Here is a 20,676-nt window from a genome sequence, read left to right on the forward strand (position 1 = left end):
ATACAAAACGCCCCCGTCTTGCGCTGGCGGGGGCGTTTTGCTGACGGCAATCCACGTCAGCCAAACTGTGTCGACAACCTAAGTCGACACAGTTTGGCCAGGGAGACCGCCTCAGATCAGCGTTGCGCCGGTCTTCGACTGGATCTCTTCGCGGCTGACGCCGGGGGCGGTTTCCACCAGCTTCAGGCCGTCCGAGGTCACGTCAATGACGCCCAGGTCGGTGATGATGCGGTTGACCACGCCCACGCCGGTCAGCGGCAGGTTGCAATCCTTGAGGATCTTGATGTCTTCGGTGCCGTCCTTCTTCTTGGCGGTGTGCTCCATCAAGACCACGACCCTGCCGACGCCTGCCACCAGGTCCATCGCGCCGCCCATGCCCTTGACCATCTTGCCCGGAATCATCCAGTTGGCCAGATCACCACGTTCGCTGACCTGCATCGCGCCCAGGATGGCCAGGTTGATATGGCCGCCGCGGATCATCGCGAAGGAGTCGGCCGACGAGAAGATCGACGAACCTGCCAGCGTCGTCACCGTCTGCTTGCCGGCGTTGATCATGTCAGCGTCAACCTCGTCCTCGGTCGGGAACGGTCCGATGCCCAGCAGGCCGTTTTCCGACTGCAGCCACACTTCCATGCCGTCCGGCACATGGTTGGCCACCAGCGTCGGCAGGCCAATGCCCAGGTTGACGTAGAAGCCGTCCTGCAGCTCGCGCGCCGCGCGCGCCGCCATTTCGTCACGTGTCCATGCCATGATGTCTCTCCTTACTTGGCACGCACGGTGCGCTGTTCGATGCGTTTTTCGGGGGTGGCGTTCAGCACCAGGCGCTGCACGAAGATGCCCGGCGTGTGGACCTCGTCCGGGTCCAGCTCGCCCGTCTCGACGATATGCTCCACCTCGGCCACCGTGACCTTGCCAGCCATCGCGCACATCGGGTTGAAGTTGCGGGCGGTGCGACGGAAGACCAGGTTGCCGGCCTTGTCGGCCTTGTACGCCTTGACCAGCGCGATGTCGGCGGTCAGCGACCGCTCCATCACATATTGCTGGCCATCGAATTCGCGGATTTCCTTGCCGTCGGCAACGATGGTGCCCACGCCGGTCTTGGTGAAGAAGGCCGGGATGCCCGAACCGCCGGCACGCAGCTTTTCAGCCAGCGTGCCTTGCGGCGTGAAATCCAGCTCAAGCTCGCCCGCCAGGTACTGGCGCTCGAATTCCTTGTTCTCGCCCACGTACGACGAGATCATCTTCTTGATCTGGCGGGTGGCCAACAGCAGGCCAAGGCCGAAGCCGTCGACGCCGGCGTTGTTGGAAATGCAGGTGAGCTGCTTGGCGCCGCTGTCGCGCAGCGCGGCGATCAGCGCTTCGGGGATGCCGCACAGCCCGAAGCCGCCCACGGCGATCGTCTGGCCGTCTTTTACGACGCCCGCGAGCGCCTCGGCGGCGCTGGCGTAGACCTTGTTCATATTTGCTCCTTCCTCGGTAGTCCCGTGGAGATATCCCCTGCGGGTAATCCCTCGACGTTCTGCCCCCGCATGCACGGTGGGCCACGCGGGGAAATTGTAACGGTACAATCGGCGGTCAGTAGCCGTCCGTTGCCGACCGACAGCATACGTCAACGGGTGCCGGCAACGCCATTACGTAAAAGTACATAAGGGACAATGCCCCCCATCGACTACCAGACCGCTTTCCAGCTGGCGCCCGTCGGACTGGTGCTGTCGCGCGCTCGCGTGATCGAGGATTGCAACGACGAGGTCTGCCGGATCTTCGGCACGACGCGCGAAGCGCTGGTGGGCGAATCGTTCCAGGTGCTCTACCCCACCGCCGACGAATTCGAGCGCACCGGCGCACGCATTGTGCCGATCATGAACACCCGAGGCATGTATTCGGACGAGCGGATCATGAAACGCGCCGGCGGCGAACTGTTCTGGTGCCACGTCACGGGCCGCGCGCTGGACCGGCGCGAGCCGCTGGGCGCAGGCATCTGGACATTCGAAGACTTGTCGCAGAAGCGTCCGGTGACGGCGGAACTGACCGCCCGGGAGCGCGACATCGCCGCGCAGCTGGTGGAGGGCAAGACCAGCAAGCAGATCGGCAAGCTGCTGTCGATCAGCCCGCGCACCGTGGACATCTATCGCGCGCGGCTGATGAAGAAGTACGGGGCCCACACGGTGGTGGACCTGGTGCAGCGGCTGGTCAACCACTGACCCCAGGCAGCTGGATTACACTTCGATCAACGCGCGGATTGCCTCCGGCACCGGCACGGATTTCTCCGCCGCGTAGTCGCACCACACCACCTTTGCCCCGCCCTCGGCCCAGACCACGTCGGGCAGGTCCGTGCGGCGGATCTCCGTGCGCGTTTCGAAGCTCGTGCGACCCAGGTTGCCCGCATACACGCGGCATTCGATATCGCCCGGAAAGCGCAGTTGCTTCAGGAATGTCATGTGGGCGTTGATGATCACCGGCCCGTGGCCGTTGGCATCCTTGCCGCTACGGCCGATCGAGGAGAACCACTCAATCCGTGCCTGCTCCAGGTACTGGAAATAGACCGTGTTGTTGACATGGCCCATGGCGTCCATGTCGCCCCACCGGATGGGCATGACGTGCGTGAAGACGTGTTTCATCGGCAATTCCTCAGGCGCCGTCCCGCCATTTCGGCCGGCCGGCGCCCTGCTCCTTAACGCTTGGTGATCGCCGTTTCGGCCTTCGCCACCAGGTCGGTGCCGATTTGCTTCTTCCACTTGTCGTAGACCTTGGTGGTCGCCTTGCGGAAGGCTTCATGCTCGGCCGGGGACAACTGGGTCACCTTCACACCGTGCTGCTCCATGTCCTTCCACGCCGGAGCGCCGGCTTCCACCAGCCCCTTGCGAGCCAGCGCGATTTCCTGTTTGCCGGCGTCGATGGCGGCCTGCTTCACGATCTCGCGGTCAGCCGGCGTCCAGCTTTCCCAGATCTGCTTGTTGACCACGAAGATCAGCGGGTCGGCCACATAGCCCCATGTCGTCACGTACTTCTGCCCCACCGTGTACAGCTTGGCGGCGGCAAACACGCTCTGCGGGTTCTCCTGGCCATCCACGGCGCCGGATGCCATGGCCGGCTGCGCATCGGCCCAGCTCATCTGCGTCGGGTTGGCGCCGAGCGCGTTGAAGGTCTCGATGTACAGCGGCGACCCCACCACGCGCAGCTTCAGGCCCTTCAGGTCCTCGGGCTTGCGGATCTCATGCTTGGAGTTGGACACCTCGCGGAAGCCATTCTCGCCCCAGGCCAGCGGCACCACGCCAGCCTTCTCCAGCGTGGAGAAGATCGACTTGCCCACGTCGCCCTGCGTCAGCGCGTCCAGCGCCTTGTAGTCGGGCATCAGGAATGGCAGCGAGAACAGGTTCAGCTCCTTGACCTGCGGCGACCAGTTGATGGTCGAGCCCACGGCCATGTCGATCACGCCCTGGCGGATGGCCGAAAACTCGCGCGTCTGGTCGCCCGCCACCAGCGATGTGCCCGGGTAAAGCTTGATGTTGATACGGCCGCTGGTGCGCTGGCGCACCAGGTCCGCCCAGATCTCGCCGCCCTTGCCCCACGGGAAGGCGGGGCCGAGCACGAGCGACATCTTGTATTCGGACTTGTAGGTCTGCGCCATCGCGCCAGCCGGCGCCAGCGCGGCGGCGGCAATGGTGGCGGCAACAGACAACATCAGGGCACGGCGTTTCATTTGGGAATCTCCTCTTTTCAGTCTTGTGGTACGTCGATCGTGATGAATGACTCGGTCAGTAGCCCAGATACTCGGGCAGCCAGGTCGCCAGCGGCGGATAGGCCAACACCATCAGCATCGCGATGAACATCGCGAGCAGCATCCAGATCACCCAGGGCACGGTTTCTTCCATGCGCACCCGGGCGATCCGGCAGGACACCATCAGGTTCACGGCCAGCGGCGGCGTGAACTGGCCGAGCGCCACCTTCAGCGTCAGCACCACGCCGAACCACACCGGGTTCCAGTGGAATGCCGTGGCAATCGGCAACAGCAGCGGCACGAAGATCAGGAAGATGGAGATGCCGTCCAGGAACATGCCCACCGTCATCAGCAGCAGCACGATCAGCGCCAGCACGCCGTATTCGCCCAGCCCCGAGTGCGCGATGGCGTTGGCCAGCGGATCGATCACACCCAGCGTGGACAACGCGTAGGCAAAGATGCCGGCCAGCGCCACGACCAGCAGGATGACCGCGGAGGTCTCGGCCGCTTCCTGGAAGATCACGAACAGGTCGCGCATGCCGATGCTGCGATAGATCACCATGCCGACGAACAGGCCGTAGACCACGGCCACCACGGCGGCCTCCGTGGGCGTGAACCAGCCGGCACGCATGCCGCCCAGAATCAGGAAAGGCGCCACCAGGCCCCACGCGGCTTCACGCAGGCTCTTCCAGAACGGCGGACGCGGCAGCCCGGCTTCGATATGCCCCATGTTGTGCTTGCGTGCCAGCCAGACCGCCGGCACGATCAGCGCCACGCCGGCCAGGATGCCGGGGATCATGCCCGCCGCGAACAGCGCCGGCACCGAGGCGCCCGGGACCAGCACGCTGTAGATGATGAAGGCCACCGACGGCGGAATCAGGATGTCCGTTGCAGCCGCCGCACCCACCACCGCGGCGCTGTACGAACCCGGATAGCCCGCGCGCGACATCGCCGCGATCATCACGCCGCCCACGGCGGCCGCGTTGGCAGGCCCGGAGCCCGAGATGCCGCCCAGGAACATCGCCACCAGGATCGCCACCAGCGGCAGCATGCCCGGCCCACGCCCGACGATGGCGATGGCAAAGGTGACCAGCCGCTGCGCCACACCGGAGCGGTCGAAGATCGACCCCACCAGCACGAACATCGGAATCGCCAGCAGCGGGTACTTGGCCAGCCCGGCGTAGAAGTTCTGCGGCACGGCCAGCAAGCCGAACATCTGCGTATCGAGGTTGGACAGGCCGATGGCAACCAGTCCGCCCAGGCCCAGTGATACGCCAATGGGCACGCCCAGCAGCATCAGGCCGATAAAGACAACGAACAGGATAATGGCGACCAGCGTCATGGCGCGCCCTCCCCGTTTGCCCCGTTGGATACCGGCGACCCGGTCGCCCCATGCGCATGCAGGGCACGAAGCGCGCGGACGTTGCGCAGGGCCAGTGCCAGCGCGCGCAGGGCGATTGCCAGTGACAGCACTGGCAGCCAGACCGAGTACCACCAGCTTGGCACGCCGATGCCCGGCGAGGTTTCGCCGAATGTGTACTCATCCCACGTGACGCGTGCACCAAGCACCGCCAGTGCCAGGAACATCACCGCCACGGCCACGGCCGAAACGATGGCCAGCCGCTTCTGCCGCGCGGCGCTGCCACGTTCGAAGAAGAATTCGATGCGGATATTGCGATCGCGCGCCACGGCGGCGCTGCCGGCCACCAGTGCCAGCACGATCATCAGGAAGACCGAGAATTCCTCGGTCCAGGCAAATGATTCGTCCGTGAAATAGCGGACCACCACGTTGGCGAACGTAATGGCCACCAGCTGCACCATGACGATCACGCCGATCCAGTCCTCGATGCGCGGCGAAAAGCGGAATTCGCTGTCGCGCGCTTCGTCGCCCGCTTCGGGAATCACCACCGATTCGACGACGTGTTGCGACACGGCCTCGCGCCGTGCCTCCCTGTCTGGCTCCATCTCCCCGGCCTCCGGTCCGGTCCGCTCGGGCCCTTGCGGCCGCCGCGGCATTTCTTGTTTATGTATGTAATGACTTCATTCGAAGTCAAAGCGGATTATGCCAATTCTGGCGCCCCGCGCCGAGACCGCCCTGGTGGGCAAGACATTCGAGGAATCGCGGATCCCTCTGACTGGCGCCATGCCCAAGGGGACCGGATAAGCCCTGGACATTCACGCGCCACGCCCCGCCGCGCGCTTGTGGCGCGCATCGCGGGGCGGACGGACCCTGTTGAAATTCGGGAAAAGGTCAGACCATGCCGTCGTCGGCGGTGACCACCGCGCCGTTGATGAAGCGCGACGCATCGGAGGCCAGCAGCAACAGCAGACCATCCAGGTCTTCCGGCTGGCCCAGCCGCTTGCGCGGCAGCATCTGGATCAGCTTCTGGCCGGCCTCGGAATCCCAATGGTGGTGATTGATCTCCGTATCGATATAGCCCGGACAGATCGCGTTGGTATTGATACCGTGGCGCGCCCACTCCAGCGCCATGGCCTTGGTCATGTGCACCACCGCGGCCTTGCTCATGCAGTAGACGCCGATCTGCGACAGCACCTTCAACCCGGCCACCGACGCAATATTGACGATACGCGCCTGCGGCAGCGGATTGCCGAGCTTTTCCGCACCCTTGGCCCGCGCGATCATGCGCTTGGCCACTTCCTGCGCCACGAAAAACGCGCCACGGGTGTTGGTATCGAAGACGAAATCGAAGTCGTCAGCGGTAACGTCCGTCAGCTTCTGCGTGGTCGACACGCCCGAATTATTGACGAGGATATCGATGGCGCCGGCCTCGGTTTCCGCATGGGCCACGGCGGCACGAATGCTGGCCGGGTCCGTCACGTCCAGGCGCACCACATGGGCACTGCCGCCATCGGCCTCGATCGAGGCACGCAATTCCTTGAGCCGCTCGGTGCGGCGCGACGCCAGCACAACTTTGGCGCCAGCCGCCGCCAGCACATTGGCAAAGCGCGTGCCCAGCCCGCTCGAGGCACCGGTCACCAGCGCGACCTTGCCTTCCAGATTGATCGACAAACCCATGATTACCTCGGTGTGGGGGCGTCCGGCCCGGCCGGACGCTCGCCGCCAGCCCGCCATGAATGGGCAGAAGGCAGCATACCAAAAAAAAGAACGGTCGTTCCAAAAAATATCTTGCCTGAGGGTGTCGAGTCCCGGACAATGCCGAAGATTCTAGGAACTTGGTCTCCAAAGGGAAAGAGGAAAAACGCCTAGAGTGCCCCGGTTATCCGCCGATGGCTCCAGGATGGCGCGTGCCGCGCTCCGGCCGCCCACGCCGGCTTGCGCCTCACCCCCCTGCCCGATCCGGGTTCCGCAGAGCACGATCACCGCATCCCACAACCGCAGGCCCGCATCCCGCGCTGCAATCATGCGGCAGTATTGCCGCCCAGAAGAAACAGAGGGTTAGAGACAATGGATCAGCAACAGCTCCTGGAGCAATTCGGCCCACGCGAAGCCATGGAGTACGACGTCGTCATCGTCGGCGGGGGCCCCGCGGGCCTGGCCACGGCCATCCGCCTGAAGCAGCTGGCTGCGGAAAAAGGCGGCGACGTCAATGTCTGCGTACTGGAGAAGGGATCCGAGCCCGGCGCTCACATCCTGTCGGGCGCCATCATGGACCCGCGCGCGCTGAATGAACTGTTCCCGAACTGGAAGGAACTCGGCGCGCCGCTGAACCAGCCCGTCACCGAGGACAAGTTCCTATTCCTCGACGAGACCGGCTCCAAGGGCGCCCCGCTGCTGCCGGAGTGCTTCCACAACGAAGGCAACTACATCATCAGCCTGTCCAACTTCGTGCGCTGGCTGGGCCAGCAGGCCGAAGCGCTGGGCGTGGAAATCTTCCCGGGCTTCCCGGCCGCCGAAGTCCTGTACAACGACGACGGCTCGGTCAAGGGCGTTGCCACTGGCAACATGGGCATCAACAAGGAAGGCGAGCCCACCGAGAACTTCCAGCTCGGCATGGAGCTGCATGCCAAGTACACGATCTTCGCCGAGGGCGCGCGTGGCCACCTCGGCAAGCAACTGATCGCGAAGTTCCAGCTCGACGCCGGCAAGGATCCGCAAAGCTACGGCATCGGCCTGAAGGAACTGTGGGAGATCGATCCGGCCAAGCACAAGCCCGGCCTGGTGGTACACACGGCCGGCTGGCCGCTGGATCCCGCCACCTACGGCGGCTCGTTCCTCTACCACATGGAGGACAACAAGGTCGCGGTTGGCTTCGTGGTCGGCCTGGACTACACCAACCCGTGGATGTCGCCGTTCGAGGAATTCCAGCGCTTCAAGACCCAYCCGKMGATCCGCMAGYATYTCGAAGGCGGCAMSCGCATCGGCTACGGCGCGCGTGCSATCACCGCCGGCGGCCTGCTGTCGCTGCCCAAGACCGTGTTCCCGGGCGGCGCGCTGGTGGGTTGCGACGCCGGCTACCTGAATGCCTCGCGCATCAAGGGCAGCCACGCCGCCATCAAGACCGGCATGATGGCCGCCGAAGCCGCCTATGACGCCCTGCAGGCCGGCCGCCAGCACGACGAGCTGACTGCCTACCCTGCCGCGTTTGAATCAAGCTGGCTCCACAAGGAACTGCTGCAGTCCAAGAACTTCAAGCAATGGTTCAAGAAGGGCCGCACCACGGCCACGCTGATGACCGGTATCGAGCAGTGGCTGCTGCCGAAGCTGGGCATCCGCAACCCGCCCTGGACGATCCACCGTGAAAAGCCGGACCACGTGTACCTGAAGCCGGCCGCCGAGTGCCCGAAGATCGAGTACCCGAAGCCGGACGGCAAGCTGACGTTCGACCGCCTGTCCTCGGTGTTCATCAGCAACACGAACCACGAGGAAAACCAACCGGCGCACCTGACGCTCAAGGATGCGAGCGTGCCGGTGGACATCAACTGGGAAAGGTTCGCCGGACCCGAGTCGCGCTACTGCCCGGCAGGCGTGTACGAGTTCGTGCAGAACGACGACGGCAAGGAGCGCCTGCAGATCAACGCGCAGAACTGCGTGCACTGCAAGACCTGCGACATCAAGGACCCGACGCAGAACATCGTGTGGGTCACGCCGGAAGGCGGCGGCGGCCCGAACTACGTGGGCATGTAAGCCGCGATCGACCGACGCAGGAAAGCCGGCCTCCATGGCCGGCTTTTCTTTTGGGCGTTCCGATGTGGGTGCCCGGCCGGATCAGACCGGCATGCGCGTGCTCGTCAGCAGTTGTTCGTAGATAAAGCACTGCAGCAGCGTCAGCTCGCGCTCGCCCAACGCGTCGAAGGCCACGCCGAAGGCCGGAAACTCGGCATCTTCCTGCGATGCCGACACACTGCGCACCCAGCCGTCGACGGTGATCTCGCTGTCCAGCGACGCCGTACGCAGCTGGAACCGCAGACGCACCTTGCACCCCACCGCCGGCGCGGGCGATGACGTCTGCAGAAGCGCACCGCCGGTGCTCAGGTCCGACATCAACCCCAGGCGCGCCAGACCGTTCATGACATGCTGGTCGACGTCGACGCCCTCCGCGGCGGGCAGCTCGTCTCTCGCACCGGCCTCATCCGTGTTCTCAACCAGATACGCAGCCAGCCGCGTTGGCACGCGTGCCGCTCGGCGCACCGGCATCTGCTCCGCTTGCGCTGGCCCGGACAGCACCAGGTACCGGAACGGACTGCGGCAGACCGCCGTGATCGTCGACGTGAAACTGTGGATCGACTGCCCCGAGAACCCGCGCAGCAGCAGGTCTTCACCGGCCTGCAACGTCAGTTCCCGGCCGCCGAGCGTCGGCCACGTCACGAACAGGCCCTGGTCGACAAACCCGATCAGCCGGCTGGCGGCGGCGCGCGACGCCTCGCCCGGCGTCTTGACGTGCAGCAGCGTGCCGACCTGCAGGCCGAGCGGACCGGCGGCCAGCCGGGAGCCCGCATGGGTACCGGATTCATTGCGGGTCTCATTGCCGGCGTCTGGCATGTCATCCGGGCGACAAACGGTGCCGTGACGAAACACGAGTGCCAGGTCGCGGGCATCCGGAATGACGCTGCCGCTGCCGAGCATGAGATTGCCCTCTGCGTCGAGTAGCGACCAGGGTAACGGCTGCCCGACGGGCAAGTCGTGGGGAGAAAGCTGGATCATGGCGCGGAATCGTCTCCATGAAGGCACATCCGGCATGAGAACGATCTCAAGAACCGGCGCGATGGTGTTCGACATGGGTGGCTGCCCATGCAGCACCCACCCGTTGATGTGTCTGCTATCGACCGTTGCCGCCAAAGCTTGAACCCTCCCGATGAGGCAGACCTTTGTGCAGACATTTGTCGAACGCCGGGCAGACATCAGGCTGGCATGGCGCCGACAAGCGGCGGTGTCCGCTGCGCACCGGTCCCAGGCGCTCCCGCCCATCTCGCGCCACTCGTACTTATCGCCCTTATTCGCGCTTGACGGCCGGCCCGCCAGTCGCCAGAATTGACCCACATCAAGTCTGTCTGACAGCCTGACAACCCATTACTCTCCGCCCCCACCGCATGGATCGCCTATCCCGCCCCGCCTCCCTGCCAAGCCGTATCGCCCAGACGCTGCGCGACGATATCGCGGCCGGGCGCTTCGCCGCCGGTGGCCGCCTGCCGGCCGAATCAGCCCTTGCCGAGACCTTCGACGTCAGCCGGCCAATCGTGCGCGAAGCGATTGCGCTGCTGAAGGCGGATGGCGTGCTCGTCACCCGCAAGGGCTCGGGCGCCTATGTGTCGGACACGCCCGGTGGGCAGGTCTGGCGCGTGGCCAGCCAACCTGACGGGGGCCCAACCCTCGCCCAATTGCTCGAACTGCGCCGCGTGGTGGAAACCGCCTGCGCGGAGATGGCGGCCCAGCGCCGGACCGATGCCGACCTGGACGCCATCCGCGCCGCCTTGACGGCAATGCAGACGCACGCCGCCGACTTTCCGAGCGCGGCTGCGGCAGACATCGCGTTCCACCATGCCATCGCCCAGGCTGCGCACAACCCTTGCTTTACCGGTCTGACCGACTTCGTCAGCCAGCAGTTGCTGGTGGCGCGCCAGTTTGCGTGGGAAAACAGCGCGCGCCTGGACGCGCAACACGGCACGCCCCGTGCGGCGGATGCCGAGCATGCGGCGCTGGTTGACGCGATCGCCGCCGGCGACCCGATCGCGGCCCGCGCGGCTGCCGGCGCGCACCTGTCCGCCGCGGCTGCCCGCATGGGCCTGGCCTGAACACGGCTCACAGTCATTGCGACGACGAGCGATCAACACAAACGACCGAGACCCAAAGAAGGAGCCCCTCATGGAACAAGTGGATTGCGTCGTCATCGGCGCCGGTGTGGTTGGCCTGGCCATCGCCCGCGCCCTGGCGCTGCAGGGCCGCGAGGTCATCATCCTCGAGGCCGAGAACGCCTTTGGCACCATCACCAGCGCGCGCAACAGCGAGGTGATCCACGCCGGCATCTACTACCCGGCCGGCTCGCTCAAGGCGGAGCTCTGCGTGCGCGGCAAGGCGATGCTGTACGACTACTGCGCGTCGCACCATGTGGCGCACCAGCGCTGCGGCAAGCTGATCGTGGCAACCAGTGCGGCACAAGTGGCCACGCTCGATGGCATCCGCGCCAAGGCCGCCGCCAATGGCGTGCACGACATGCAATCGCTGAGCCGCGACGAAGCCCGCGCGCTCGAGCCGCAGCTCGAATGCCATGCCGCGCTGCTGTCGCCCTCCACGGGCATCATCGACAGCCACGGCCTGATGACGGCGCTGCTGGGCGATGCCGAGAACGCCGGCGCGATGCTGGCGGTGCAGTCACCGGTGCTGTCCGGGGCGGTCACCGCTGACGGCATCCGGCTGGAAGTGGGCAGCACCGAGGGGCCCACCACGCTGCTGGCGAGCACTGTGATCAACGCCGCCGGGCTGACCGCACCCGAGCTGGCGCGCCGCATCGACGGCATGCCGCCCGCACACATTCCGCCGCAGTACTACGCCAAGGGGTGCTATTTCACGCTGGCCGGCCGCGCGCCGTTCTCACGCCTGATCTATCCGGTGCCGGAAGCGGCCGGACTAGGCGTGCACCTGACACTGGATCTGGGCGGCCAGGCGCGCTTTGGTCCCAATGTGCGCTGGATCGACGAGATCGAGTACAGCGTGCCGCCGCACGACGCCGACGGCTTCTATGATGAGGTGCGCCGTTACTGGCCGGGGCTGGCGGACGGCGCGTTGCAGCCGGGCTATGCCGGCATCCGCCCGAAGATCAGCGGCCCGAAGGAAGTGGCGGCCGATTTCCGCATCGACGGCCCCGCGACGCATGGCGTCTCCGGGCTGGTGAACCTGTTCGGGATCGAATCGCCCGGGCTCACGTCGTCATTGGCCATCGCCGAGCGCGTGGCGCAACTCGCGGCGGCCTGAGCCGGATTCAGCCTGGCCGCACCGCGGCGTGCTCGCCGCTGAAACTCAGCACGGCGCAGCACGCGCCGGCCAGCGCAGCCGCGGCGGCCAGTCCGAAGGTATGCGACGGCCCGAGCGACTTCCACGTCCAGCCCATCGTCAGCCCACCCAGCGTACCGCCGACGCCGTAGGAAATGCCCGTATAGAGCGCCTGCCCGCGCCCCTGCAGCGGACCGGCGAACCAGCGCTGCAACCGCTTGAGGCTGGCGCTGTGATGTGCGGCAAACGTGGCGGCATGCAGCACCTGCACGGCCGCCATCAGCCACGCGTACTGGGCGAGGTATCCGGTCAGGCCAAAGCGGATGGCCGCCAGCACGAAGGTGCCGGCCAGGATCGTTCGCAATGCGAGGCTGCCGAACAGCCGCCCTTGATAGAAGAAGAACACGATCTCCGCGACCACGCCGATGGTCCACATCACGCCGATCGCCAGCTTGCTGTAGCCCAGCTGCTCCAGGTAGAGCGAATAGAACACGTAGAGCGCCGCGTGAGCGAACATCATCAGGAACGCCGAAGCCAGGAACCACGCCACATCGGGCCGGCACAACAGCGGCAATGCCGGCGGCGGGCGCACGCGCGGGCCTTCGTCGGGCGCGTCGCGCATGCCCTGGACCACGATGGCAAACAGCGCCAGCATGCCGCTGGCCAGCCACGGAAAGGCCACCATGCCGAAGTGTTCGAACAGCGCCCCGCCGGCAAGCACCGCGCCGATAAACCCCACCGACCCGAACATCCGCACCCGCCCGTAGCGGTGGTCGAAGGCGCCATGCCGGCGCAGCGTGGAAATCGTCAGCGCATCGCCCAGCGGCGACATCGCGCTGGTGATCAGGTTGAGCCCGATCATCATCGCCATCATGCCGCCATAGCTGTGGACGCCAGGAACCATCAGGAACGCGAGCAGCGAGCTGATCGCCGCCAGCCGCAGCAGGCGCACACGTGTGTGCATGACATCGGAGAGCCAGCCCCACAGATAGGGGCCGACGATGCGGCTCAACTGGAAGCACGCCATCAGCACGCCAATCTGCACCGGCGAAAAGCCACGGTCCGAGAAAAACAGGCTGACGTAGGGCGAGATAACGCCTACGTAGCCGTAGTAGCCGAGGTAGAAAAGTCCGAAGCGGAGGTAGGTCGCGGGATCGATCGATCCCGGCGTGAAAGCGCTATCGGGCGGCGTGGCGGACGCGCTGCCCGCCGAGGCCTGACCGCCCCGGTGGTCGCCGCTGCCGTCCCGAGCGCGGCCCAAATCAGGGCTTGGCGGGCGTCTGCGCCGGAATGCGCGGCGTCTCCACGCGCACATCGCCGCACTGGGCGCGGTGGCGCAGCGCGTGATCCATCAGCACCAGGGCCAGCATGGCCTCGGCAATCGGCGTAGCGCGGATGCCCACGCAGGGATCGTGGCGACCGAAGGTCTCGACTGTCGCGGCCTGGCCGGCCTTGTCGATCGATTCGCGCGGCGTGCGGATGCTGGACGTCGGCTTGATCGCCAGCGACACCGAGATGTCCTGGCCCGTCGAGATGCCGCCGAGCATGCCGCCCGAGTTGTTGGTGCGGAAGCCCTCGGCGGTAAGTTCGTCGCCATGCACGCTGCCGCGCTGGGACACGCTGGCAAACCCGGCGCCGATCTCCACACCCTTGACGGCATTGATGCCCATCATGGCATGAGCGATGTCCGCATCGAGCTTGTCGAACAGCGGCTCGCCCAGGCCGACCGGCACCCCGCTGGCCACCACCTCGATGCGCGCACCGACGGAATCGCCATCGCGACGCAGCGCATCCATGTAGGTTTCCAGCTCGGGCACGATGTCGGCATTCGCCGCGAAGAACGGATTCTCCGGCACGTGCTTCCAGTCGATGAACGGGACTTCCACTTCGCCGAGTTGCGACATGTAGCCACGGATCTCGGTGCCGTAGTGTTCGCGCAACCACTTCTTGGCCACGGCCGCCGCAGCCACCACGGGCGCGGTCAGGCGGGCCGACGAGCGGCCGCCGCCGCGATGGTCGCGAATGCCGTATTTGTGCCAGTAGGTGTAGTCGGCGTGGCCGGGACGGAACGTCTCGACGATGTTGCCGTAGTCCTTGCTGCGCTGGTCAGTATTGCGGATTAGCAGGCAGATCGGCGTGCCCGTGGTCTTGCCTTCGAACACGCCGGAGAGGATTTCCACCTGGTCGGCTTCCTGGCGCTGCGTCACATGACGCGAGGTGCCGGGCTTGCGGCGATCCAGGTCGATCTGGATGTCAGCTTCCGTCAGCGACATGCCCGGGGGGCAGCCGTCCACGACGGCACCGATTGCGGGGCCGTGCGATTCGCCGAACGTGGTGACAGTGAAAAGCAGGCCGAGGGTGTTGCCAGACATGATGGGAACCGCACAGAGATTGGGGACAGCCTACATTGTACGGCCATTGAGAACCCAATTCACAGTGAGTTCTGGGCGCTGGCAACTGCCTCCGGCCGGCCCGCCGGTGCGGCATCCATCGGCGCAAACACCCCGCTGCCCACGAATTCGGGATAAAACTGCGCCCGCATCCGCGCCAGATACGCCTGCAGGTTCGGGTACGACGCCGCCGCCGTGCGGATCGGCGTCTCGAACATCGGGCACAGCAGGCTGGCGGCAAACGCGAACAAGGTGGCGTCGGCGCCGCAAGGACGGTCGCCCATCAGGTACGGCTTGTCGCCAAGGATGCTGGCAATCGACGTTACCCCCTGGATGGCCATCGCCGCGGCGTCTTCGTCGCTATGGCGCCCCAGCCCCTGCGCCCATAGCATCTGGCGGATCTTGCGCTTGACCAGCCGCGTCACCAGCCCGCGCAGCGGGGCCGGCACACTCTTGAAGAACAAGGCAGGGCCGCGGTCGAAGTTGCCCTCGTCGAGCCAGCGCACCCGGGCCACGGCCCAGTACAGGTTGTCCTCCAGGAGCTTTTCCACCGCCCAGGCCACACCCCGTTCCGTCGGGGTCAGCCCTTTGTCGAAGTCGACGTGATAGGTTTTCTCGATATGCCAGCGGATCATCGTGGAGTCCGCGACGATCCGGCCCATGTCATCCAGATAGGGCAGCTTGCCCTTGGGCGCGCGGCGCAGGTTCCCGCGACCGGTCTGGTACGGCAGGCCAGCGAGCTTAAGCAGCATCTCGGCCTTGATGACAAACGGGCTGGCGTCGGGCAGCCCGAAAGCCGGCCCGAAGGTGTAGAGCGTGATCATGATCGCCTTTCGGTGATGTCCTTCAGTGACTTCCTTCAGTGACGTCCTTTGGTAACTTCCGTCGGTGATTTGCTGCCCGGTTACTTCCAGTCGCCGCGCAGCGCCAGCACCATCTGCTGGAGCGCCTCGGGCGTGGCGGCATCCGGCGCGACGGGTTCGCCGACCACCAGTTCCAGCCGGCTCAGGATGCCGCGCCGGAACGGCCTCGACATCGCCGGAGCACCCTTGCGCGAGAAGAAGCTGCCCCATAGCCCGCGCAGCGCCATCGGCACCACGGGCACCGGTGTGCGGCGGATGATCTGCTGCACACCGCTCTTGAACGGATTGACGTCTCCCGTGGCCGTGATCTTGCCTTCGGGGAATATGCACACAAGGTCGCCGTCCTCGAGCGCAGCCGCCACGGCATCGTAGGCGCGCGCCAGCATCTCTGGATCCTCATGCGCCGGCGCGATCGGGATCGCCTTGGCCTGGCGGAAGAACCACGACAGCAGCGGCACCTTGAATATGTTGTGGTCCATCACGAAGCGTACCGGCCGTGGGCTGGCGGCCATCAGCACCACCGCATCGGCAAAGCTCACGTGGTTGCAGACCAGCACTGCCGCGCCCTGGTCCGGAATCCGTTCCGCGTTGACGCGGCGCAGCCGGTAGACCGTGTGCACCAGGATCCAGGCGATGAAGCGCAGCAGGAATTCGGGCACCAGCGTGTAGATGTAGATCGCCACCACTGCGTTGAGCAGCCCGACCACCAGGAACAGTTGCGGAATCGTGTAGCCGGCCTGCGTCATGAATACGCCGAGTAACGAGGCGCCGATCATGAAGAAGCTGTTCAGGATGTTGTTGGCGGCGATGATCCGCGCGCGGTGCGTCGGCGCGCAACGGCTCTGGATCAGCGCGTACAGCGGCACGCTGTAGAAGCCACCGAACATCGCCACGCAGAACAAGTCCACCAGCACGCGCCAGTGCCCCGGATATGCCAGGAATCCACCGATGCCGGTCAGCGCGGGGCCTGCCGTCTGGCCGTGCGTCGACAGGTAGAGATCGACCGCGAACACCGTCATGCCGATCGAGCCAAACGGCACCAGGCCGATCTCCACGTGGCGGCCCGACAGTCGCTCGCACAGCAGCGACCCCGTGCCGATACCCACCGAGAACATCGCCAGCAACAGCGTGACCACGTTCTGGTCCCCGCCCAGCACATCCTTGGCAAAGCTGAAGAACGACGTCAGGAAGGTTGCGCCAAGGAACCACAACCAGGAAATCCCCAGCAGGCTCTGGAATACGACGCGGCGCTCGTGCGCCAGCGCCAGGTTGCGCCAGGTCTCGGTGAACGGGTTCCAGTTGATGCGCAGGTCCGGCTGCGGCGCGGGCGACAGCGGCACCCTTTGCGACACGGCGCGCCCGGCCACGGCGATGGCCACGCAGACGATGCCCACGTAGAGCGGACCGACCACCATGCCGCCGCGTGTAACGCCCGCCAGCTCCCCGCCGAGCAGCGTGCCGATCAGGATGGCGACGAAGGTGCCCATTTCCACCAGCCCGTTGCCGCCCACCAGCTCGGTCGAGTCCAGATGCTGTGGCAGGTAGGCGAACTTGACGGGGCCGAACAGCGTGGAGTGCAGCCCCATCAGGAAGGTGCCGAGATAGAGCAACGGGGCACTGTGCCAGGCAAATCCGGCCAGCCCCAGCAACATGATGCCGATCTCCAGCGACTTGACCAGCCGGATCAGTCGCGATTTCTCGATCTTGTCGGCAATCTGGCCGCTGGTGGCGGAGAACAGGACAAACGGCGCGATGAAGATCGCCGAGATCAGGAAGGCCGCGCTATGGGCATCCACCCCCTCGAACAGCGCGGTATGGTAGGTGACCAGCGAGGTGAAGGCGACCTTGAAGACGTTGTCGTTCATGGCCCCGAGGAACTGTGTCCAGAAAAACGGGGCGAAACGGCGCACGCCAAGGAGGCGGAACTGGCTTTGTTGGCTCATGGAGGCAGGCGTTGGTGGACCCCGGCGACCGCCGGGGCTTCAGTTCGCCGCCATCATGCCAGCGCCCGGCGGCGCCGGCTATGAGACTGTTGCGCAAAATGTTGCGCAAAAACCAGCCGGCGTTGTCAGTCGGCTTTTTCTTCCGGCCAGTCGCGGATGTAGGCTTTGAGCATGCGGTTCTCGAAGCTCTGCTCCTCGACCACCGCCTTGGCCACGTCATAGAACGAGATCACGCCCATCAGCGTGCGGCTGTCCAGCACCGGCAGGTAGCGCGTGTGGCGCTCCAGCATCATGCGGCGCACCTCGTTGACGTCGGTTTCCGGCGTACAGGTCAGCGGCGCGTCGTCCATGACCTTGCGGATGCTATGGGTACCCAGCGTGCCACCGTTGGCGGCCACGGTCTCGATGATCTCGCGGAAGGTCAGCATGCCGACCAGGTCGCCGTACTCCATGACCACCAGCGATCCGATGTCGTGCTCGGCCATCGTATGGATGGCTACCAGCAGGGACGTATCCGGCGTGACGGTATAGAGCGTATTGCCCTTGATCTGCAGGATGTCACTGACTTTCATGGTGGTGTCTCCGCTGCCGCGTTGCAAAGGCCTGGCGCCGTGTGCGCCGGCGTCCCGCCGTGGGGGCTTGTTTGTCGTTGTGAGGGCAATGCCCATGCGGCGATGCTAGCCCAAACGGCCGCCTCAAGTAAAGCGAGCGAGACTTCCCGAGCGGGCTCGGATTGAGAATCCCCCCAATTGCGCACATGCCGCGCGGTGCTAGGATGCCGGACGGAGACAACAACGAGCGAACTGCCATGTCCGGTACCCGATTCGACACGCTGGCCCTGCACGCCGGCGCCGCCCCGGACCCCGCCACGGGGGCCCGGGCCACACCTATTCACCTGACTACGTCCTTCGTATTCCGCGACAGCGAGCATGCGGCGTCGCTGTTCAACATGGAACGCGCCGGGCATGTCTACTCCCGGATCAGCAATCCGACCGTGGCGGTGCTGGAGGAACGCGTGGCCGCGCTGGAAAACGGCGCCGGGGCCATCGCCACGGCGTCCGGCCAGGCCGCACTGCACCTGGCCGTGGCCACGCTGATGGGCGCGGGGTCGCATATCGTGGCCTCCACCGCGCTCTACGGCGGATCGCACAACCTGCTGCACTACACACTGCGCCGGTTCGGCATCGAGACCACGTTCGTCAATCCGCGCGACATCGACGCCTGGCGCGCCGCCATCCGCCCCGAGACCCGGCTGCTGTTCGGCGAGACACTGGGCAATCCGGGGCTGGACGTGCTCGATATCGAGACCGTGGCCCAGATCGGCCAGGACCACCGGATTCCGCTGCTGGTGGACTCCACATTCACCACACCCTACCTGCTGCGCCCGTTCGACCTCGGCGCCGGCCTGCTCTACCACTCGGCCACCAAGTTCCTGGGCGGTCACGGCACCACCATCGGCGGCGTGCTGGCCGAGGGCGGGACGTTCGATTTCGAGGCATCCGGCCGCTTCCCGGAACTGTCGGAGCCGTACGAGGGCTTCCACAACATGGTGTTCACCGAGGAAAGCACGGTGGCGCCGTTCCTGCTGCGCGCGCGGCGCGAAGGCCTGCGGGACTTCGGCGCCTGCATGAACCCCATGGCCGCGTGGCAACTGCTGCAAGGCATCGAGACCCTGCCGCTGCGGATGAGCCGCCACGTCGACAACACGCGCCGCGTGGTGCAGTTCCTGGCGGGCCATCCGATGGTGGAATCCGTGGCCTACCCCGAGCTCGAGTCGCACCCGGACCATGCGTTGGCCAAACGCCTGCTGCCGCGCGGCTGCGGCGCGGTGTTCAGCTTCAATCTCAAGGCCGACCGCACGGCCGGGCAGCGCTTCATCGAAAGCCTCTCGCTCTTCTCACACCTCGCCAACGTGGGCGATGCGCGCTCGCTGGTGATCCACCCGGCTTCCACCACGCACTTCCGCATGGATGCCGCGGCGCTGCGCGCGGCCGGCATCGGCGAAGGCACGATCCGGCTGTCGATCGGGCTGGAGGACCCCGACGACCTGATCGACGACCTGAAACGCGGCCTGAAGGCCGCGGAGAAGGCCATGAGCGGCGGCGCAAAGGGAGGGAAAGCCTGATGGAACTGAATGTTTCCGGCCAGAAGGCCTATGCCTACACCGGCGGCAAGCCGTTCGATCCCGCCCTGCCCTGCGCCGTCTTCGTGCATGGCGCACAAAACGATCACAGCGTGTGGGCGTTGCAAACGCGCTGGTTTGCCAACCACGGCTTCTCCGTGCTGGCCGTGGACCTCCCCGGCCACAACCGCAGCCAGGGCGCACCGCTGACCACCGTCGAGTCGATGGCCGACTGGGTGATGACGCTGGTGGCAACCGCGGGCGTCAAGGCGCCTGCGCTGGTGTTCGGCCACAGCATGGGGTCACTGATCGCGCTCGAGTGCGCCACGCGCCATCCCGACGCGGTGCGCGCGATCGGGCTGCTGGCCACGGCCTATCCGATGAAGGTTTCCGATGCGCTGCTCGATGCCGCGCTGAACCGCGAAGACGAAGCCATCGCGATGGTCAACCAGTGGTCGATCTCCAGTCTCGCCAATAAGCCGTCCTCGCCAGGCCCCGGCGCGTGGATGCACGGTGGCAGCCAGCGGCTGATGGAGCGCGTGGCCGCGCGCAATCCGGGCGCCCATGTCTTCCACAATGATTTCTCCGCCTGCAACGCCTATGCGCATGGCGAGGAAGCGGCGGCGTCGGTGGCCTGCCCGGCGTTGTTTGTGGTGGGGTCGAAGGACATGATGACGTCGCCCAAGGCCGCCCAGGGACTGGCCAGCAGGATGGCGAGTGCCGCCGTCGCCACCGTCCCTTGCGGGCACGCGATGATGGGAGAAAAGCCGGACGAAGTCCTCGACACGCTGGCAGCCTTCGCGCGGAAAGTCGTGGCGAGCGGCACGCCGACGCAGGCACGAGCGTCATAGCAGGTGTGACAACAACGACAACGTCAGGGAGCCGCCGGAGACCACCATGCCTCACGCCCACGCCAAAGAGTTTGAGAGCTTTGCCGCCTTCTACCCTTACTACCTGAACGAACACCGCGACCGGACCTGCCGGCGCCTGCATTTCGTCGGATCGACGGTCGCCCTGCTCTGCCTCGTGGCGCTGATGACCACGGGCAACGCGTGGTGGCTGCTCGGTGCGGCAGTTTCCGGCTATGCGTTCGCATGGGTTGGCCACTTCGGTTTCGAAAAAAACCGGCCGGCCACGTTCCGCCACCCGATCTACAGCCTGATGGGCGACTGGGTCATGTACGCGGATATCTGGCGGGGCCGGATTCCGTTCTGACCGGGTGATGGTCCCGGT

19 protein-coding genes and 1 pseudogene are annotated in these 20,676 nt (G+C 65.8%); 7 read left to right on the top strand and 13 right to left on the bottom strand.

The window, feature by feature from the left end:
• Window positions 1-111: 111 nt before the first annotated feature.
• Together AC1DOX_RS03705 and AC1DOX_RS03710 are read right to left on the bottom strand one after the other, a co-directional pair.
• Window positions 112-750, bottom strand: coding sequence for a CoA transferase subunit B (locus AC1DOX_RS03705; RefSeq protein WP_092138197.1), 639 nt, complete (start codon window positions 748-750; stop codon window positions 112-114).
• 11 nt (window positions 751-761) lie between these two features.
• A complete protein-coding gene (locus tag AC1DOX_RS03710) occupies window positions 762-1,460 on the bottom strand; it encodes a CoA transferase subunit A (protein WP_441615170.1) in 699 nt (232 codons plus the stop codon).
• 195 nt (window positions 1,461-1,655) lie between these two features.
• Between AC1DOX_RS03710 and AC1DOX_RS03715 the strand changes: the two genes are divergently transcribed.
• Window positions 1,656-2,201, top strand: a complete 546-nt coding sequence (locus tag AC1DOX_RS03715) for a PAS and helix-turn-helix domain-containing protein (RefSeq protein WP_092138199.1) — start codon at window positions 1,656-1,658, stop codon at window positions 2,199-2,201.
• Window positions 2,202-2,216: 15 nt separating this feature from the next.
• On the opposite strand, the gene AC1DOX_RS03720 is transcribed toward AC1DOX_RS03715, so the two are convergent.
• The 5 genes from AC1DOX_RS03720 to AC1DOX_RS03740 form a co-directional block, all read right to left on the bottom strand.
• A complete protein-coding gene (locus AC1DOX_RS03720; protein ID WP_441615172.1) occupies window positions 2,217-2,618 on the bottom strand; it encodes an acyl-CoA thioesterase in 402 nt (133 codons plus the stop codon).
• 53 nt (window positions 2,619-2,671) lie between these two features.
• Window positions 2,672-3,700: a DctP family TRAP transporter solute-binding subunit gene (locus tag AC1DOX_RS03725; protein ID WP_441615174.1), complete on the bottom strand. Its 1,029-nt coding sequence runs from the start codon at window positions 3,698-3,700 to the stop codon at window positions 2,672-2,674.
• A 55-nt stretch (window positions 3,701-3,755) separates the two neighbouring features.
• Window positions 3,756-5,060: a TRAP transporter large permease gene (locus AC1DOX_RS03730; protein ID WP_441615176.1), complete on the bottom strand. Its 1,305-nt coding sequence runs from the start codon at window positions 5,058-5,060 to the stop codon at window positions 3,756-3,758.
• Window positions 5,057-5,683, bottom strand: a complete 627-nt coding sequence (locus AC1DOX_RS03735) for a TRAP transporter small permease (protein ID WP_441615178.1) — start codon at window positions 5,681-5,683, stop codon at window positions 5,057-5,059. The genes AC1DOX_RS03730 and AC1DOX_RS03735 overlap by 4 nt, the downstream gene beginning before the upstream one ends.
• A 286-nt stretch (window positions 5,684-5,969) precedes the next feature.
• Window positions 5,970-6,755: an SDR family oxidoreductase gene (locus tag AC1DOX_RS03740; RefSeq protein ID WP_092138203.1), complete on the bottom strand. Its 786-nt coding sequence runs from the start codon at window positions 6,753-6,755 to the stop codon at window positions 5,970-5,972.
• A 390-nt stretch (window positions 6,756-7,145) separates the two neighbouring features.
• Here AC1DOX_RS03740 and AC1DOX_RS03745 point away from each other — a divergent pair, with 390 nt between their 5' ends.
• A complete protein-coding gene (locus AC1DOX_RS03745) occupies window positions 7,146-8,825 on the top strand; it encodes an electron transfer flavoprotein-ubiquinone oxidoreductase (RefSeq protein ID WP_477113987.1) in 1,680 nt (559 codons plus the stop codon).
• Between the two features lie 81 nt (window positions 8,826-8,906).
• Here AC1DOX_RS03745 and AC1DOX_RS03750 read toward each other — a convergent pair whose 3' ends face one another.
• Window positions 8,907-9,842, bottom strand: a complete 936-nt coding sequence (locus AC1DOX_RS03750) for a flagellar brake protein (protein ID WP_441615182.1) — start codon at window positions 9,840-9,842, stop codon at window positions 8,907-8,909.
• A 386-nt stretch (window positions 9,843-10,228) separates the two neighbouring features.
• Between AC1DOX_RS03750 and AC1DOX_RS03755 the strand changes: the two genes are divergently transcribed.
• Complete coding sequence (locus tag AC1DOX_RS03755) at window positions 10,229-10,930, top strand: FadR/GntR family transcriptional regulator (protein ID WP_441615184.1); 702 nt, start codon at window positions 10,229-10,231, stop codon at window positions 10,928-10,930.
• A gap of 70 nt (window positions 10,931-11,000) precedes the next feature.
• Window positions 11,001-12,107 carry an NAD(P)/FAD-dependent oxidoreductase gene (locus tag AC1DOX_RS03760; protein ID WP_441615186.1) on the top strand — a complete coding sequence of 369 codons (1,107 nt, stop codon included), beginning with the start codon at window positions 11,001-11,003 and terminating at the stop codon, window positions 12,105-12,107.
• Here AC1DOX_RS03760 and AC1DOX_RS03765 read toward each other — a convergent pair.
• From AC1DOX_RS03765 to AC1DOX_RS03785, 5 genes and pseudogenes are all read right to left on the bottom strand, one after another.
• Window positions 12,029-13,218: pseudogene (locus AC1DOX_RS03765) on the bottom strand (MFS transporter); the annotation flags it as partial. The gene AC1DOX_RS03760 and the pseudogene AC1DOX_RS03765 overlap by 79 nt on opposite strands.
• Before the next feature lie 169 nt (window positions 13,219-13,387).
• Window positions 13,388-14,497: a chorismate synthase gene (aroC, locus tag AC1DOX_RS03770; RefSeq protein WP_441615188.1), complete on the bottom strand. Its 1,110-nt coding sequence runs from the start codon at window positions 14,495-14,497 to the stop codon at window positions 13,388-13,390.
• A gap of 59 nt (window positions 14,498-14,556) precedes the next feature.
• Window positions 14,557-15,339 (bottom strand): glutathione S-transferase family protein, encoded by a 783-nt coding sequence (locus AC1DOX_RS03775; RefSeq protein WP_441615190.1) that lies wholly within the window; start codon window positions 15,337-15,339, stop codon window positions 14,557-14,559.
• A gap of 80 nt (window positions 15,340-15,419) precedes the next feature.
• On the bottom strand, window positions 15,420-17,321 hold the full coding sequence (locus AC1DOX_RS03780; RefSeq protein ID WP_441615192.1) for an MFS transporter: 1,902 nt from the start codon (window positions 17,319-17,321) through the stop codon (window positions 15,420-15,422).
• A gap of 125 nt (window positions 17,322-17,446) precedes the next feature.
• Entirely contained in the window at window positions 17,447-17,893 is a 447-nt protein-coding gene (locus AC1DOX_RS03785) for a CBS domain-containing protein (protein WP_092138211.1), read from the bottom strand.
• 236 nt (window positions 17,894-18,129) lie between these two features.
• Between AC1DOX_RS03785 and AC1DOX_RS03790 the strand changes: the two genes are divergently transcribed.
• Genes AC1DOX_RS03790 through AC1DOX_RS03800 form a run of 3 tightly spaced genes read left to right on the top strand, consistent with a single transcriptional unit; the run spans window position 18,130 to window position 20,658 of the window.
• A complete protein-coding gene (locus AC1DOX_RS03790) occupies window positions 18,130-19,446 on the top strand; it encodes an O-acetylhomoserine aminocarboxypropyltransferase (protein ID WP_441615195.1) in 1,317 nt (438 codons plus the stop codon).
• Window positions 19,446-20,294 (top strand): alpha/beta fold hydrolase, encoded by an 849-nt coding sequence (locus AC1DOX_RS03795; RefSeq protein ID WP_441615197.1) that lies wholly within the window; start codon window positions 19,446-19,448, stop codon window positions 20,292-20,294. Before AC1DOX_RS03790 ends, AC1DOX_RS03795 begins: the two co-directional genes overlap by 1 nt.
• A gap of 46 nt (window positions 20,295-20,340) precedes the next feature.
• Window positions 20,341-20,658, top strand: coding sequence for an Mpo1-like protein (locus AC1DOX_RS03800; RefSeq protein ID WP_441615199.1), 318 nt, complete (start codon window positions 20,341-20,343; stop codon window positions 20,656-20,658).
• Window positions 20,659-20,676 lie beyond the last annotated feature (18 nt).

This window comes from Cupriavidus sp. 01L415, assembly GCF_056400065.1.